Raw genomic sequence first — 14,967 nt, forward strand, 5'->3', positions numbered from 1 at the left:
CACGGCGCGCGCCAGGGTGGTGCGGGCGGCATGCAGGTCGCCCCGCTCCTGCAGCGCACGGCCCAGGCCCCGCAGCGCAGCGGCCTGCTGCGCTGTGCCTGCGGGCGCCGCATCGGCCGCCTGGCGGTACAGGGCCAGGGCGGCGTCGCCCCGGCCCTCCAGGCGGTGCCAGTCGGCATCGGCCAGCAACAGCTCGGGCGCGGCGGGGGCGGCGGTGCGGGTGGTGTCCAGCCAGGCGCGGGCCTCGGCGGGGCGGTCCAGCGCCATCAGCAGCTCCGCACGGCGGGCGGCGATGCGCGGGTCTTGTGTGCGCGGCCAGGCAGCGGCCAGGCGGGCCTGGGCGGCGTCCATCTGGCCGTTTCGCAGGTCCAGGTCGGCCAACACCAGGGGCACCACGGCGCTGGCGTCGCCCCGCGCGGCCATCTGCTGCAGCTGGGCCTGCGCGGCATTCCACTGGCCTGCCTGCAGCGCTGCGCGCAGGTCGGCCAGCGCGGGTGCGATGTCGGGGCGCTGGAATTCGGCCCAGCGGGTGGTGTCCGTGGGGTAGGCCGCCACCCACTGCACCCGCTCGCGGGGGTTGACCAGCACGCGTTTGACGGGCGCCCGCCCCGGCTCCACAAAGCCCTGCTCGGCCGGGCCCAGTTGCACGCTGCCCTGGGCGTTGGACAGCTCCACCAGACCTGAGAGCACGGTGAGCGTGGTGCGCCCAGCCGCGTCCACCTCCACATCCCAGTCGGTGCCGCGCACCACGGCCAGGGCGGCGGGGGTTTGCAGCTGCAGGGTGGCCGGGGTTTTCTTGGTGCGGGCCCAGAGGCGCCCGGCTGCCAGTTCCAGCAGGGTGCGCTGGGGCTGCGACTCGCACAGCCGCACCTGGGCGCTGGCCGACATGCGGATCTGGGTGCGGTCGGCCAGCAGCAGGGCGGCGGACGACAGCGCCAGCGTGCGCATGTCGGCTCCCGCCCCGAGCTGCTGCGCCAGCGCGGCGGGGGACCAGGGCTCCACACCGGGCGCGCGGGTCTGGCCCTGGCCCGCCAGCGCCACGATCTGCGCTGCCGACGCGCCGGGCACGGGTGCGCCGCCTGCGCACTGCGCCCAGGCGGAGGCACTGCCCATCGCACCGAGCGCGAGGCCCAGACGGGTCCAACGGAAGAAGCGGCGATGGGATGGCATGGTGTGGCCTTTCATCGGGAGGTTCGGGGTCTTCTATTTGTCGATTGCACGGGCGCCAAAAAACGGTGGCGCGGCCGGGGCCTGCTCTGCGGCATCGGCCAGGGCCAGCACCCGGGCGTGGAGCTGATCGGCATGCAGCGCCCACTGTGGCGCCTTGCGGTGCGCGTGGGCCTGCCATTCAGCACAACACGCCAGGGCCGGGGCCCATTCGGCGGCTTGCAAATGGTGGTGCAGCGCCTGGCTCATGGCCACCAGCGTGGCGTCGTCGCACGGGGTGTACACATCCAGCCCCGTGCTGCGCCCGGCCAGCACCACGGTGTCGAGCCAGAGCAGGTGCGCGTGCTCGGGGGCCCCGGCGGGCAGGGCCGCACGCGTGGCGCCGGAGAGCAGGATGCTGGAGCCAAAGGCCTTGTTGGCCCCTTCGAGCCGCGCGGCGGTGTTCACTGCGTCGCCCACGGCGGTGTAAGTAAAGCGTTCGTGCGAGCCCAGGTGGCCCACCGCCGCCTCGCCCGTGTGCAGGCCGATGCGCAGCTGCACCTGCGCAAACGGTGTGCCCGCCCATTGCGCGCGCAGGGCCACCATCTCGGCCTGCATGGCCTGGGCGCAGGCCAGTGCGCGCGCCGCATGGGCAGGCTCGGGCAGGGGCGCATTCCAGAAGGCCATGACGGCGTCGCCAATGAACTTGTCGAGCGTGCCGCCATGCTGGTGCACGGTGTGGGTCATGCGCGAAAAATAGGCGTTGAGCGTCTGGGCCACGGCCTCGGGCGGCAGGCGCTCGCTGGCGGCCGTGAAACCGGCCAGGTCGGAGAACAGCAGGGTCAACACGCGGCGCTCGCCTTGCAGCACCGGGGCCGCGCCTTCGGCCACCAGCGCATCGACCACGGCGGGTGGCACATAGCGGGCAAAGTCTGCGCGCAGCTGCTCGCGGCGGCGGTGTTCGCGCCAATAGCTGTCAGCCGCCCCCACGTTGAAATGCAGCGCCAGGCCTGCCAGCGTGGGCAGCGCGCTCCACCACAGGCCCGCCACCAGGGCCCACCACCCGCCCGCCACGGCCAGCAGCGCCAGCACGGCGCTGAGCCATGCGGCCCGCGCCCCGCGCCAGCGGCGTGTGAGCGCTGCCACCGCGCCCACCGCCAGCACGGCCTGCACGAACGGCCCCAGGGGGTGCGCGGGCCGGATCCAGTCGCCAGCAAGCCCGTTGATCAGCGCCGTGGCATGCACCAGCACACCCGACTGGGTGCCCGCCCCCAGCATATGCAAGGGGGTGGCGAACTGGTCCACGCCGTCCACCGGCGTGTTCTGCCCCAGCAGCAGCACCCGGCCTTGCAGGGCGCCCGGCGCCAGCATGCGCGCGGGCTCCAGCGCCTGGGTGTAGTGGGCGTAGGGCAAAGGCAGCTCGGGCGCGTAGTAGCGCAGCAGCGCGCCCTCGGGCGGCGGAATGACCACGCGCCCTGCAGCCTCGGCCAGCACGCGCCACAGTGCGGCGTCGTGCCCCGGGGCGCGGCGCAGCACGCCGTCGCCATCCGGCTCGACGGCCACACTGCCAAACCGGGCATGGGGGAACACGGAGGGCACAGTCTGCCGGTATTGCGCCACCTGCGAGCTGGGCACCTCCACCTCGGCCGTGGCCAGCACCACGGGCAAACGCCCTTGCAGCGCCAGGGCCAGGGCCGCGTCGTCCTCGGTCGTCTGGGGTGCGGCAAACAGCATGTCGATGCCCAGCGCGGCGGCGCCTGCGGCCGATACGGCGTCCACCAGCTGCGCATGCAGGCGGCGCGGCAGGGGCGGGCTCATGTTCAGCGCGGCCAGGCTGGGCTCGTCGAGCCCCACCACCAGCACACCCACATCGGGCCGCACCGGGGCGGTGAGGCTGGCCAGCAGGTCGTATTCCAGCCGCTGCAGCGGGGCCCACACCGGCAGCGCCTGCAGCAGGGCCAGCAGGCCCAGTGCCCACAGCACCCGCAGCGCCCAGGCGCGCCAGGCGTCTTGTGTGACCGGTGATTGCGTGCCTGCCATCCCGCCCCCTCTTTGGCTGGCGCCACACGATGCAGCCCAGCATGGTGAACACACTGTAGTGCGTCCCCCGCCCCGTGCACAGCGGGGATATACGCAAACGTGCCCAGCGGCCGCTTCCTTGCACCCGGCCCTTAAACTGGACGCCTGGACTGATCTGGAGAACCCTATGAAACTGCTGTTTGCCTCGGTCTCTGTGCTGGCCCTGCTCGCCGGTTGCAATGCCACCCAGCCCCACCACCCCTCCGGGCCCATGGCCTCGGGACGGGACCGCACCTTCAGCGTGCCGGTGTACGGCCCCGACACCTCCCAGGCCTACGCCACCGCCAGCCGCGAATGCCAGCGCCTGGCGCTGCACGCCAAGCTGCTGCGCAACGACGGCTCGCGCCTGGTTTTTGAGTGCGTGAGCGAACTGCCCGACAAACCTTGATGCCCGCAGCCCGCACCGTACGCACCCGCCGTGCGGGCGCCCGTGGGGCCCTGATGGCTCTGGTCGCGCTGCTGGCGGGATGCCAGCACGCACCTCGCCCGGTGCCCCCGGCCGCCTCGACCTGGGTCAACAGCCTGGGCATGGTGTTTGTGCAAGTGCCTGCGGGCCGGTTCTGGATGGGGGGCGTGCCGCCGGTGGAGATGCTGGCCCAGACCTACCCGCAGCTGGAGAAAAAACGCTTCACCGACCTGATCGATGAAGCGCCCACCCATGAAGTGCACATCCGCCGCGCGTTCTACCTGGGCCAGCACGAGGTCACGGTGCGGCAGTTCCAGCGGTTTGTCGAAGCTTCGGGCTACCAGCCTGAATCCGAGGCCGATGGCACGGGGGGCTATGGCTACAACCCCCAGTACGACCCGGCCACCACCCAGCGCGGCGACGCGTTCGAGGGGCGCTTGCCCCGGTACTCATGGCGCAACCCCGGGTTTGCGCAGGGCCCGGACCACCCGGTCGTCAACATCACCTGGAACGACGCGCAGGCCCTGGCGCGCTGGCTGAGCCGCACCGAAGACCACCGCTACCGCCTGCCCACTGAGGCCGAGTGGGAATACGCCTGCCGCGCGGGCACCCGCACCCTTTATCCCCATGGCGACGATCCGCAAGGCCTGGTGCGGGTGGCCAACACTTTTGACCAGGACGCCGCCCCCCTGTGGCCACGCTGGCGCAATCATGCGCTGGCGGGCAGCGACGGTCATGCCTTTACCTCCCCTGTGGGCAGCTATGCCGCCAATGCCTTTGGCCTGCACGACATGCTGGGCAACGCCTGGGAATGGGTGGCAGACTGGCACGACGACAACTACTACGCCCACTCGCCAGAGGCCGACCCCCAGGGCCCGGCCGAGGGCGGTGTGCGGGTGCGCAGGGGCGGCTCGTGGCATACCTGGTCGTTTTATGCACGTTGCGGCTTTCGCAACTGGAACACGCCACAGACGCGGTATCCGCTGGTCGGCATGCGGCTGGTGCGCGAAATCGCCCCCATGGCAGCACCCCGGCCGCCATCGCCCTGATGGCGCCCCCTGCGTCTGCCACACACAACAAAGGGTTAACAAATGTCAAACCACCTGCCCACGCGCGCGGGGCCACTAGGCCAGGCGCGGGATATAGCGAATAATTCCCGGCTTCGATTTCGATGGGAGACACCATGCGCATAGCCGCTCTGGACGACGATGCGCTTCAGCTGGATCTGATCAAGCAGGCCACAGAGGCGATGGGCCATGTCTGCCACACGCATTTGACGGGCGCCGAGTTGCTGCGCACGCTGCGCCGCGAGACCTTCGACCTGCTGATCGTGGACTGGCACCTGCCCGACACCACCGGACCCGAGGTGGTGCGCTGGGTGCGCAAGAACGTGGCCGCACAGCTGCCCATCCTGTTCGTAACCAACCGGCAGGAAGAACGCGACATCGTCGAAGGGCTGGCCAGCGGGGCCGACGACTTCATGGTCAAGCCTGTGCGCATCGGCGAACTCAACGCCCGCGTAGCCGCGCTGCTGCGCCGTGCCTACCCCGACAACGCAGCCAGCGTGCTGGAGTTTGGCCGCTACCGGTTTCTGCCCGAAACCCGCGCCATCGAAATGGACGGTGTGCCCGTGGAACTCAAGAACCGCGAATACGACCTCGCGCTGTTCCTGTTCCAGAACATGGGCCGGTTGCTGTCGCGCGACCACCTCAAGGAAATCGTCTGGGGCCAGGTGGCGGACGTCATGTCGCGCTCGCTGGACACCCACATCTCGCGCCTGCGCACCCTGCTGGACCTGCGCCCTGCCAATGGCTTCATCGTCACGGCGGTGTATGGCGTAGGCTACCGTTTTGAAGCCGTCGAAGCCCAGCGCAAAGGCTGACCCAGACATGAAAGAACCCCGCAGGCCCCGCCACAAGCGGCCTCGCCTGTTCCGGTCCGCCTGAAGGAGACTTGACTTGACCCCCACCATCCCGCACATCCGCTGGACCCCCTGCACTGCCGCTGCGCTGGCTCTGGTGACCCTCACAGGCCTTGCAGCCCGGGGAGCACAGGCCAGCCCGCACTCCTCCCTGGGGGATGAGGTGGCCCACATCGTCAAGGAGGGGGACACCCTGGAAGGCCTGGCCCGGGACTACCTGGCCGCACCCCGGCAGTGGCAGCAGCTGCAGACCCGCAACAAGGTGGCCGATCCCCGGCGCCTGCAGCCGGGCTCGGTGATCTGGATCCCGGTGCGCCTGCAGCCCAGCGAGTCGGCCACGGTGCAGTTCGTGCAAGGTGCCGTCACGGCACAGGCGCGGGCCGGTGATGCTCCCGCACCTGTCAGCCCTGGCGGCAAGCTGGAGGAAGGCACGTCGCTGCAGGTGGGCCCGGAATCCTTTGTGGCCGTCAAGCTGGCCGATGGCACGGTGGTCCGGGTGCAGGCGCAGTCTGAGCTGCAGCTGCGGCAGTTGCGCCGCCGTGGCCGCGCGGGCAGCGTGCAGTCTGTGCTGGAGATGCACAAGGGCGGCGTGGAATCGACCGTGCCCCCCAGCAACGAACCCCTGCGCCGGTTCGAAATCCGCACCCCGCTGGCCGTGACCAGCGTGCGCGGCACCCACTTCAGCGTGGCCATGGCGGACTCGGGCCAGACCACGGCCTCGGTGCTCAACGGCTCGGTGGCCGTGCAGTCCCGGCGCGACACCGACAGCCACCCCGGCGCATCGCTGACCGCCCCCACCGCCTTGCTGGCGCCGGGCCAGGGCCTGGCCGTGGCCACCGATGGCACCGTGGGCCCAGCCCGCCCCCTGCTGCCACCGCCCGACACCTCGGGCATGCCCACCATGCTGGGCGATGCCAGCCTGCTGGCCATCGACCTGCCCACCACCCCGGGCGCCACGCGATATGTGGCCCAGGTGGCGCAGGACGAAACACTCACCCAGGTGCTGCGCCACGGCAGCTTTGCCGATGGGCGCCTGCGTTGGAAAACACTCGAAGACGGCCGCTATTACCTGGCCGTGCGGGCCGTGGACGAGGCCGGGATTGCAGGCCAGCCCGCCGTGCAGCCCTTCACCATCAAAACCCGGCCCGTGGCACCGCTGCACCAGTCCCCCGCGCCCGGCGCCGTGGTGCCCAGCGGCGCGGCCGAGCTGCGCTGCACCGAGGTGCCTGGCGTGCGCTGGTACCGCGTGCAGGTGGCCGCCGATGCGAAGTTCTCCGAGCCCCTGCGCGACGAACAGCGCCTGGACGAATGCCGCCTGCCCATTGGCGCCCTGCCCGTGGGCAACTACTTCTGGCGCATGGCCAGCGTTCAGCAGTTGCAGGGCGGCCAGGCCGACCAGGGCCCGTTTGCCCCGCCGCAACCCTTCACCGTGGCCGAGCGCCCGGCCACGCTGTCCCTGCAGGCCTTGCAGGCAGACGACGGCGAACCCACGGTGCGCCTGCACTGGCCGGCCCAGCCGGGCCAGCGCTTCCGGCTGCAGCTGGCCGCTGCCTCGGACGCAGCTTTTGCCCAACCCGCCCAGGACACAGTGCTGGACGCCCCCAGCTGGACTGGCAGCAACCTGCCCGCAGGCGAGTACCTGGTGCGCATCCAGGTGCTGGACCCCAGTGGCCTGGAAAGCGAGTTCTCGCAGCCCCGCAAAATCCGCGTAGGCACGGGCATCCGCACCGGCGCCGGGCTGCCGGTGTCCACCTCCAGCGGAGCGCCGGTGGGGCGCCCTTGAGCGCGCATTGCAGCCGCTGTGCCCTGGCGGGCACCGACGGCACATGCCCCTTTGCAGCGCCCCGCCCGGGCGCTAACACCGCCCCATGCTGAGCATTGCCCACAGCCGCCGCCGCAGGCGCCGCCTGGAATGGTCGGTGCTGGCCCTTGTGCTGCTGGCCCTGGTGGCATGGCTCAGCACGCCTGAGAGCCTGGGCCGGGTGAACCACCTCGTGCAGGACGCCGGGCTGCGCCTGGTCTCTCGCGCCCCGCACCCGGACATCGTGCTCGTGGCCATTGACGACCCCAGCATTGCCGCCATCGGCCGCTGGCCCTGGCGCCGGGCCCTGCATGCCGAACTCATCACGCGGATCTCGGCGCAGAACCCGCATGTGATCGGCATGGACGTGTTGTTCAACGAAGCCGACCTGGACTACCCCGAGGACGACCTGCTGCTCACCGACGCCATCCGGCGCAGCGGGCGGGTGGTGCTGCCCGTGCTGCGGCGCGGCTACGGCCCCACAGGCAACGCCACCGACCTGCCCTGGCCCGCATTTGCCCAGGCCGCCGCCGACCTGGGCCATGTGCATGTAGCCCCCGACGGCGACGGGGTGGTGCGCAGCCTGTACCTGCGCGAAGGCCCGGCCGCCGCGCCCTGGCACCACTTCAGCATGGCCCTGCAATGTGTGGCGCAGGCGCGGCAATCTGGCGCGGCGCCCTGCCCCCGCCCAGCAGCCCTTGCCGCCGATGCAGGCCCCTGGGAGCGCACCGACCGGGCCCTGATCGCCTACGCAGGCGGCCCCTCGCAGTTCACCACCTACTCTTACATCGACGTGCTGCGCGGCGCGGTGCCTCCCGATGCCTTCCGGGGCAAATACGTGCTGGTGGGCGCCGCCGCATCGGGGCTGGGCGATATGTTTGCCACGCCGGTCAGCCAGCAGTCGCGCCTGATGCCGGGGGTGGAGGTGGTGGCCCATGTGCTGGATGCACGCCTGCTGGACGAGCAGATCGTGCCTGCCTCGCGCACGCTCAATACCCTGTTCAACCTGGTGCCTGTGGCGGCAGCCCTGCTGGCCCTGTTGCTGATCGGCCCCCTGGCAGCGCTGCTGACCAGCGCAGCACTGGCCGTGGGCACCCTGGTGCTGAGCGTTTGCCTGCCCTGGTGGGCGGGCCTGCAGTTTGCCCCGGCGGCCGCCCTGCTGGGGCTGGTGCTGGCCTACCCGCTGTGGAGCTGGCGGCGTCTGAGTGCTGCGGCGCACTTTCTGCGGCTGGAGATGGAGAACCTGCAACGCCAGGGCCTGTCGATGCGGCTGCGCAGGCGCCCCGGGGACTCGGCCGATTTTCTGGAACGGCGCATCAACGCGGTCGAGCGCGCGTCGCGCCAGTTGCGCGACCTGCACCATTTCGTGAGCGAAAGCCTGCAGCAGTTGCCCTCGCCCAGCCTTGTCTGCGACCCCGAGGGCCAGATCCTGCTGGCCAACCGGGCTGCCCGCGAGCACCTGGGCGGCGGCGCAGAGGCCCCGCTGCAGGGCCAGTCGGTGGTCGATCTGCTGGCCGACCTGGTGCATGCGGGCAGCCGCCTGCCGCTCGTCACACTGGAACACCTGCAACAACGGTCCATGCTCGAGCACAGCGAAGGCACCGATGCGCAGGGCCGCAGCCTGCTGGTGCAGTGCAAGCCCTTCACCGACCTGGCCAACGCAGGCTGGCTGCTCACGCTGGTGGACCTGACCGACATGCGCCGCGCCCTGCAGCAGCGCGACCAGGCGATGCACTTCATCTCGCACGACATCCGTGCGCCCAACGCCTCCATCCTCACGCTGCTGGAGATGCAGCGCGCCTACCCCGGCCGCATGGCAGACGATGAACTGCTGCGGCGCATCGAGCGCTATGCACACGCGTCCCTGGGCATGGCCGAGAGCTTCGTGCAACTGGCCAGCGCGCAGGCACAGGAATACCGCATGGCGCCGATCGATCTGGTCGCGCTGCTGGCCGAAACCACCGACGACCTCTGGGCCTTGGCCCGTGACAAGCAGGTGGATGTGCGCACCATCGCCTCCCCCGACGCCGCCCTGTGCCTGGGGGACCAGGCCCTGCTGCGCCGCGCCCTGGCCAATGTGATCAACAACGCCATCAAATTCAGCCCGGAGGGCGGCGTGGTGCAGTGCGCCATCGCAGAACGGGGCCCGCACTGGGTGGTGTCGGTGCGTGACCAGGGCCCCGGCATTGCGCCCGAACTGCAGGACAAGCTCTTCACCCCTTACCAAAGGCTTCACGACCGCAGCCACCCTGCCGTGCAGGGCGTGGGCCTGGGCCTGGCGCTGGTGGCCACCGTGGTGCAGCGCCACGGTGGCAGCCTGGAGGTGGACAGCGACACAGGGCTCGGCGCCGAGTTCCGGCTGGTGCTGCCCCGCAGCGACCACGGGCCGGAAGGCAACGGCGGCTAAACCGCCCCCCAGCCTGCGGCACCTGCCGCGCCTACCGTACCTCCGGTGGAGGCAGATGCACCCAAATACTCCAGCACCGCCTGCCGGTCGCCCTGGAACACGATGCGGCCCGCCCGCTGGCGTTGCTGGTAGGCATACATCGGGTCATAGTAATCGCGCACCAGCGGGGCGATCCAGCCCCGGTGCAACGCGGGGTCTGCGTAGTCCTTTTGCCGCGCCAGCGCCGCCAGCATGGTCGCGCGCAGCGCCCGGTGCCGGTCGCCGCCCAGGCGCTTGGCGAGTTTGTCCAGGCTTTCGAGCAAGCGGGCCGCAAACAGATCGGTGCCCACCGCCTCGCCATGGGCCGCCACGAAGTCGGCGCATTGCAGCACCACATAGTCCTGCAGGATGCGTTCGACCCGGGCATCAAAGCCGTCGTCCAGGCACACGATGGGGGCTTGCTCCAGCCGCTGCCGCAACGCCAGCGGCACGGAGCAACTGCCCACATGCCGCCCCTCGTCTTCGATCACAAACGCTCCATGCCCTCGGTCGCGCTTTTTCAGCAGGTCAATGGCCAGCCGATTCTCGAAATCGATCTGCGAAGGCTGGCCGCTCACACGCTGGCCAAAGCTGGAGCCCCGGTGGTTGGCAAACCCCTCCAGGTCCAGCCCGTGGGCCAGTTTCGCAATCACCTCGGTCTTGCCGGTGCCGGTGAGACCGCCCAGCACCACAAAACCGCACTGCGCTGAGGCCACATCCAGGGTGTCGATGAGAAAGCCGCGCAGGGCCTTGTAGCCGCCCTGGACGCGGGGGTAGTCGATGCCCGCTTCGGCATGCAGCCACTGCTGGACTATCTGGGACCGCAGGCCGCCCCGAAAGCAATACAGCACGCCCCCCGGATGGTCCTGCGCAAACTGTGCCCAGGCAGCTATGCGGGCCTGTTTGGTGGCACCGGACACCAGCTGGTGCCCCAAGGCGATCGCCGCGTCCTGCCCCTTGTGCTTGTAGCAGGTACCCACCTGCTGGCGTTCGCCATCGTCCATCAGCGGATGGTTGACCACCCCGGGGAACGCGCCCTGCGCAAACTCCACCGGCGCACGCACGTCCATCATGGGCACACCGTTCAGGAACAGGTGCCGGTAGTCCGACAAAGCGGCCAGCATCAGCGCAACACCACGGCCAGGGCGCGCCGCTCCGTCATCTGGCCAATGGGCGCCAGCGCCAGGCCCAGCCCGCTTGCCACCGCCAGAAAATCGGCCTCGCCTTCGGGGCTCACCGCCACCAGCAACCCACCGCTGGTCTGCGGGTCGCACAGCAGGTGCTTCTGCTCTTCGGTCAGCGGCGCAATTTTGGCGCCGTAGCTGTCGAAGTTGCGCAACGTCCCGCCGGGCACGCAGCCCTGGTCCATGTAGTACTCCACCCCCGCCAGGCGTGGCACGGCGGCGTAGTCGATCTCGGCGCTCAGGCCGCTGCCATCGGCCATCTCGACCAGGTGCCCCAGCAGCCCAAAGCCCGTGACATCCGTCATGGCCTTGACCCCCGCCAACCGGCCAAACCGGCTGCCGGGTTGGTTCAGCGTGCACATCAGGTCGCGCGCCACACCCACGTCCTGCGGGCGCAGCCGGGCCTTCTTCTCGGCCGTGGTCAGGATGCCAATGCCCAGGGGCTTGGTCAGGTACAGGCGGCAGCCCGCCGTGGCGGTGTCGTTGCGCTTGAGGTGGCGCTTCTCCACCACCCCGGTCACGGCCAGGCCAAAAATGGGCTCCGGCGCATCGATGGAATGCCCGCCCGCCAGCGGAATGCCCGCCGCATCGCACACGGCCCGCCCGCCGCGCACCACCTCGCGTGCGACCTCGGGCGGCAGGACATTCACCGGCCAGCCCAGGATGGCAATCGCCATCAGCGGGTCCGCCCCCATGGCGTAGATGTCGCTGATGGCATTGGTGGCCGCGATGCGGCCGAAATCGAAGGGGTCGTCCACGATGGGCATGAAGAAGTCGGTGGTGGACACCACCCCGCGCTCACCATCCAGCGCATACACGGCCGCATCGTCGCGCGAGGTGTTGCCCACCCAGAGCCGGGGGTCCAGGTTCTGCGCCCCGCTTCCCGCCAGGATCACGTCCAGCACCTGGGGACTGATCTTGCAGCCGCAGCCTGCGCCATGGCTGTATTGGGTCAGGCGGATGGGAGGGTTTGTCGGCAGTTCTGGGGACATACAGGGTTCTTTCCGGGCATGAGGCGCAAACCGCGCAGCCCTCCATTCTGGCGATGAGGGCCCGGCGGCTCAACACGCCAGCCCCACCCCCCGTGCCCGTGAGCAATCCGCAAAAGCTGCTGGACGGTATACCAAGCTGGACATACCCCAGCCCGATCAGCCCCCTAGAATTGCACCAGGACGGTGCAATGGCGCTGCATGACTACCCCAGGCGATGGTCGCGCCTTGCAGGCCCTCGTCCCCCAACCCAGGCATTTCGCCAGCCCCCTCCCTCATTCATGCTCAGTCTTGACCTTCGCTCCCTGACCATCATGGCGGGTCTGATCGGCATCGTGATGGGGCTGGTCTTGCTGGGCTTGCGACGCAGCTACCCGCCGTCGATCCGGGGCATGCGGCTTTGGGGCGCTGCGCCCCTGCTGTGCGCCAGTTCCACGCTGTTTTATGGCCTGGACGGCGTGCTCCCACCCACCCTCGTGGCCCTGACGGGCAACGCACTGCTGCTGGTGGGCGTCACGCTGTTCCTGCTGGGAAGCGAGCAGCTGTATGGCCTGCCATCCTCAGGGCGCCGCTGGGCTGCGGTGATCGCGGCGGTTTTGCTCACCCTTGCCTTCTTCATGCATGCTTACCCCGACTACCGCATCCGGGTGCTGGTCTTCAGCGGCACCCTGGCAGCGATCGTGGCAGAACATGCGCGCCTGCTGGGCCGCCATGGCAGCCAGGACTTCGCCCCCCGCTTCACGGCCATGGTGCTGTGGGGGCAAGCGGCTGTGCTGGTCTGCCGTGCCATCTCCACCCTGTGGCTGGACCAGGCCGACACCCACCGCTTCGCACAATCCTTCGTCCAGACCCTCTACATCGCTGCCTTCAGCTTCTCGGTGCTGCTGGTCAGCATCGGGGTGTTGCTGATGGCCGGCGAGCGCGTGCGCGCAGAGTTTGAGCATCTGGCCACCCACGATTCCCTGACGGGGGCACACACCCGCCGGGCGGTGCTGGCGGCCTGCGCCGACGAACTGGCCCGCTGGAGCCGTTATGGCAAACCGTTTTCGCTGCTGATCCTGGACATCGACCACTTCAAGCGCATCAACGATACGCATGGCCATCTTGCGGGTGACCAGGTCCTCACACACTTCGTGCGGCTTGCCCATTCGCACCTGCGATCGGCCGACCGGCTCGGACGCTATGGGGGCGAGGAATTCGTGGTGCTGCTGCCAGAAACCGCCAGCGCCGACGCACAGGCCGTGGCCGAACGCATGCGCGCAGCACTCGACGCCACGCCGGAGGCCGCAGGACTGCCGCATTGCACCGTCAGCATCGGGGTGACCACGGCACAGCCCGGCGACAAGTCGGTCGATGCCCTGATCGCACGCGCCGATGCCGCCCTCTACGAGGCCAAGGCACAAGGCCGCAACCAGGTCCGGGTCGGCTGAAGAACAATTGGGAAGGGAAAACGTGGGCAAGGAGGCCCAGAAACCAGAAAGGGTTTGCTTCTATTTTCATAGCAGCAAACCCTTTGAATACTGGCGGAGAGGGTGGGATTCGAACCCACGGTAGTGTTGCCACTACGCCTGATTTCGAGTCAGGTACATTCGACCACTCTGCCACCTCTCCTGTGAGTCGAAGCTGCAATTATAGCAAGGTTTTCCGGCGCTCAGACAGGCGGCTCCCGCATGTTCCGTCTGCCTCAGCCGTGTCGGCGAACGATGTGCCCAGGCCCCAGGTCAGTGCAAGCTGTGGCACCCAGCATGGCGAGGTTGCGGTCTACCTCGTCGCGCAGCAGCCCGATGGCGTGCTGCACCCCGGCCTCCCCAGCCACAGCGGCCGCGTAGTTGAAAGGGCGCCCCACCAGCACCATGCGTGCGCCCAGCGCAATGGCCTTGAGCACGTCAGAGCCACGCCGGAAGCCCCCATCAATGAGCACCGGGAAAGCGGGCCCCACCGCTGCCACCACGGCCTCCAGCACGCGCATGGCGGACACGACGCCGTCGAGCTGGCGACCTCCGTGGTTGGACAGCACCACCCCGTCGGCCCCCAGGTTCCGGGCCTGCAATGCGTCGTCCACACTGAGCAGGCCTTTGACAACCAACGGCCCCTTCCAGCGGCGACGGATGGCCTCCAGGTGGTTCCAGCTGAGGTGGTCGCGCGCGGAGAAGTCGCGCAGCACTGAAGACGACACAATGGGCGCACCCCGCGTGGCAAACGAGTTCTCGAAGTGCGGCATGCCATGGTGCAGCAGCGTGCGCAAGAAGGTGCCAGCCACCCAGCGTGGCCGCACCAGGCCGTCCCACGCCAGGCGCAAGCCGGGCCTGAGCGGGGTTGAAAAACCCGTGCGGATGTTGTTCTCGCGGTTGGCCGAGATGGGAATGTCCACCGTGACCACCAGCGTGCGAAAACCTGCGCGCTCCACGCGGTCGATGAGCGCATCAACGCGCGCCTGGTCGCCGGGCAGATAGGCCTGGAACCAGGTGCCCGGGCTCGCGCGCGCCACGTCTTCCATCGGGATCAGCGAAGTGCCACTCATGACCGACACGATGCCTGCGCGCTGCGCCGCACGCGCCAGCACCAGATCGCCCCGGTAGGTGGACAACGCATTGATGCCCATGGGTGCAATGCCGAAGGGGCTGCTGTAGCGCTCGCCAAACAGCTCCACGGCCTGCGAGCGCTGCGAGACGTCGCGCAGCACACGCGTGGTGAAGGCGTACTCGCCAAACACCTCGCGGTTGTCGCGCAGCGAGGCATTGTCCTCGGCCGCGCCTGCGATGTAGCCAAAAATGGGCCGGGGCAGCCGCCTGCGCGCGGCGTCCTCAAAGTCGTGCAGCGACAGCATTCGGCGCAGCACAGCCGGGGGGCGCGGTAGTGGCGTTGCAGCAGGAGACAAGGGATCAGTGGCGGTGGTCATGGTGTGGACACGGGTACAAGCGTTCAGAACGCGTTCATGCGAGTCCCCACTCTAGGCAGCATTCGATGCGCATAAAAGCGAAATATCTAGAATGAAATTGTTCGCTTTTTCGACAAA

At 69.3% G+C, this 14,967-nt stretch carries 11 protein-coding genes and 1 tRNA gene; 6 read left to right on the forward strand and 6 right to left on the reverse strand.

What is annotated here, in order from left to right:
- The coding region (locus CBY09_RS19510) for a FecR family protein (RefSeq protein WP_165773946.1) at window positions 1–1,170 on the reverse strand (1,170 nt) is incomplete at its 3' end.
- Between the two features lie 33 nt (window positions 1,171–1,203).
- A complete protein-coding gene (locus tag CBY09_RS19515) occupies window positions 1,204–3,186 on the reverse strand; it encodes an adenylate/guanylate cyclase domain-containing protein (RefSeq protein WP_165773947.1) in 1,983 nt (660 codons plus the stop codon).
- A 166-nt stretch (window positions 3,187–3,352) separates the two neighbouring features.
- Between CBY09_RS19515 and CBY09_RS19520 the strand changes: the two genes are divergently transcribed.
- From CBY09_RS19520 to CBY09_RS19540, 5 genes are all read left to right on the forward strand, one after another.
- The gene (locus tag CBY09_RS19520; protein ID WP_094291478.1) at window positions 3,353–3,613 is read left to right on the forward strand and encodes a hypothetical protein; all 261 of its coding nucleotides are present in this window, start codon (window positions 3,353–3,355) and stop codon (window positions 3,611–3,613) included.
- A gap of 53 nt (window positions 3,614–3,666) precedes the next feature.
- Entirely contained in the window at window positions 3,667–4,680 is a 1,014-nt protein-coding gene (locus CBY09_RS19525) for a formylglycine-generating enzyme family protein (protein WP_094291479.1), read from the forward strand.
- Between the two features lie 134 nt (window positions 4,681–4,814).
- Window positions 4,815–5,513 (forward strand): response regulator transcription factor, encoded by a 699-nt coding sequence (locus tag CBY09_RS19530; protein WP_094291480.1) that lies wholly within the window; start codon window positions 4,815–4,817, stop codon window positions 5,511–5,513.
- A gap of 76 nt (window positions 5,514–5,589) precedes the next feature.
- Window positions 5,590–7,335 carry a FecR domain-containing protein gene (locus CBY09_RS19535; protein ID WP_240515794.1) on the forward strand — a complete coding sequence of 582 codons (1,746 nt, stop codon included), beginning with the start codon at window positions 5,590–5,592 and terminating at the stop codon, window positions 7,333–7,335.
- A gap of 85 nt (window positions 7,336–7,420) precedes the next feature.
- Window positions 7,421–9,760: a CHASE2 domain-containing protein gene (locus CBY09_RS19540; RefSeq protein WP_094291249.1), complete on the forward strand. Its 2,340-nt coding sequence runs from the start codon at window positions 7,421–7,423 to the stop codon at window positions 9,758–9,760.
- Here the strand turns inward: CBY09_RS19540 and mnmH are convergent.
- A complete protein-coding gene (gene mnmH, locus CBY09_RS19545) occupies window positions 9,757–10,902 on the reverse strand; it encodes a tRNA 2-selenouridine(34) synthase MnmH (protein WP_094291250.1) in 1,146 nt (381 codons plus the stop codon). The genes CBY09_RS19540 and mnmH overlap by 4 nt on opposite strands.
- Window positions 10,902–11,954 carry a selenide, water dikinase SelD gene (selD, locus tag CBY09_RS19550; protein WP_094291251.1) on the reverse strand — a complete coding sequence of 351 codons (1,053 nt, stop codon included), beginning with the start codon at window positions 11,952–11,954 and terminating at the stop codon, window positions 10,902–10,904. Before selD ends, mnmH begins: the two co-directional genes overlap by 1 nt.
- A 278-nt stretch (window positions 11,955–12,232) precedes the next feature.
- Between selD and CBY09_RS19555 the strand changes: the two genes are divergently transcribed.
- Entirely contained in the window at window positions 12,233–13,381 is a 1,149-nt protein-coding gene (locus CBY09_RS19555) for a GGDEF domain-containing protein (RefSeq protein ID WP_094291252.1), read from the forward strand.
- Between the two features lie 91 nt (window positions 13,382–13,472).
- On the opposite strand, the gene CBY09_RS19560 is transcribed toward CBY09_RS19555, so the two are convergent.
- Together CBY09_RS19560 and CBY09_RS19565 are read right to left on the reverse strand one after the other, a co-directional pair.
- Window positions 13,473–13,562, reverse strand: a tRNA-Ser gene (locus CBY09_RS19560).
- Between the two features lie 73 nt (window positions 13,563–13,635).
- Window positions 13,636–14,850: an alpha-hydroxy acid oxidase gene (locus CBY09_RS19565; RefSeq protein ID WP_094291253.1), complete on the reverse strand. Its 1,215-nt coding sequence runs from the start codon at window positions 14,848–14,850 to the stop codon at window positions 13,636–13,638.
- Window positions 14,851–14,967: the final 117 nt, after the last annotated feature.

This window comes from Acidovorax kalamii (assembly GCF_002245625.1).
GTDB lineage: Bacteria > Pseudomonadota > Gammaproteobacteria > Burkholderiales > Burkholderiaceae_C > Acidovorax > Acidovorax kalamii.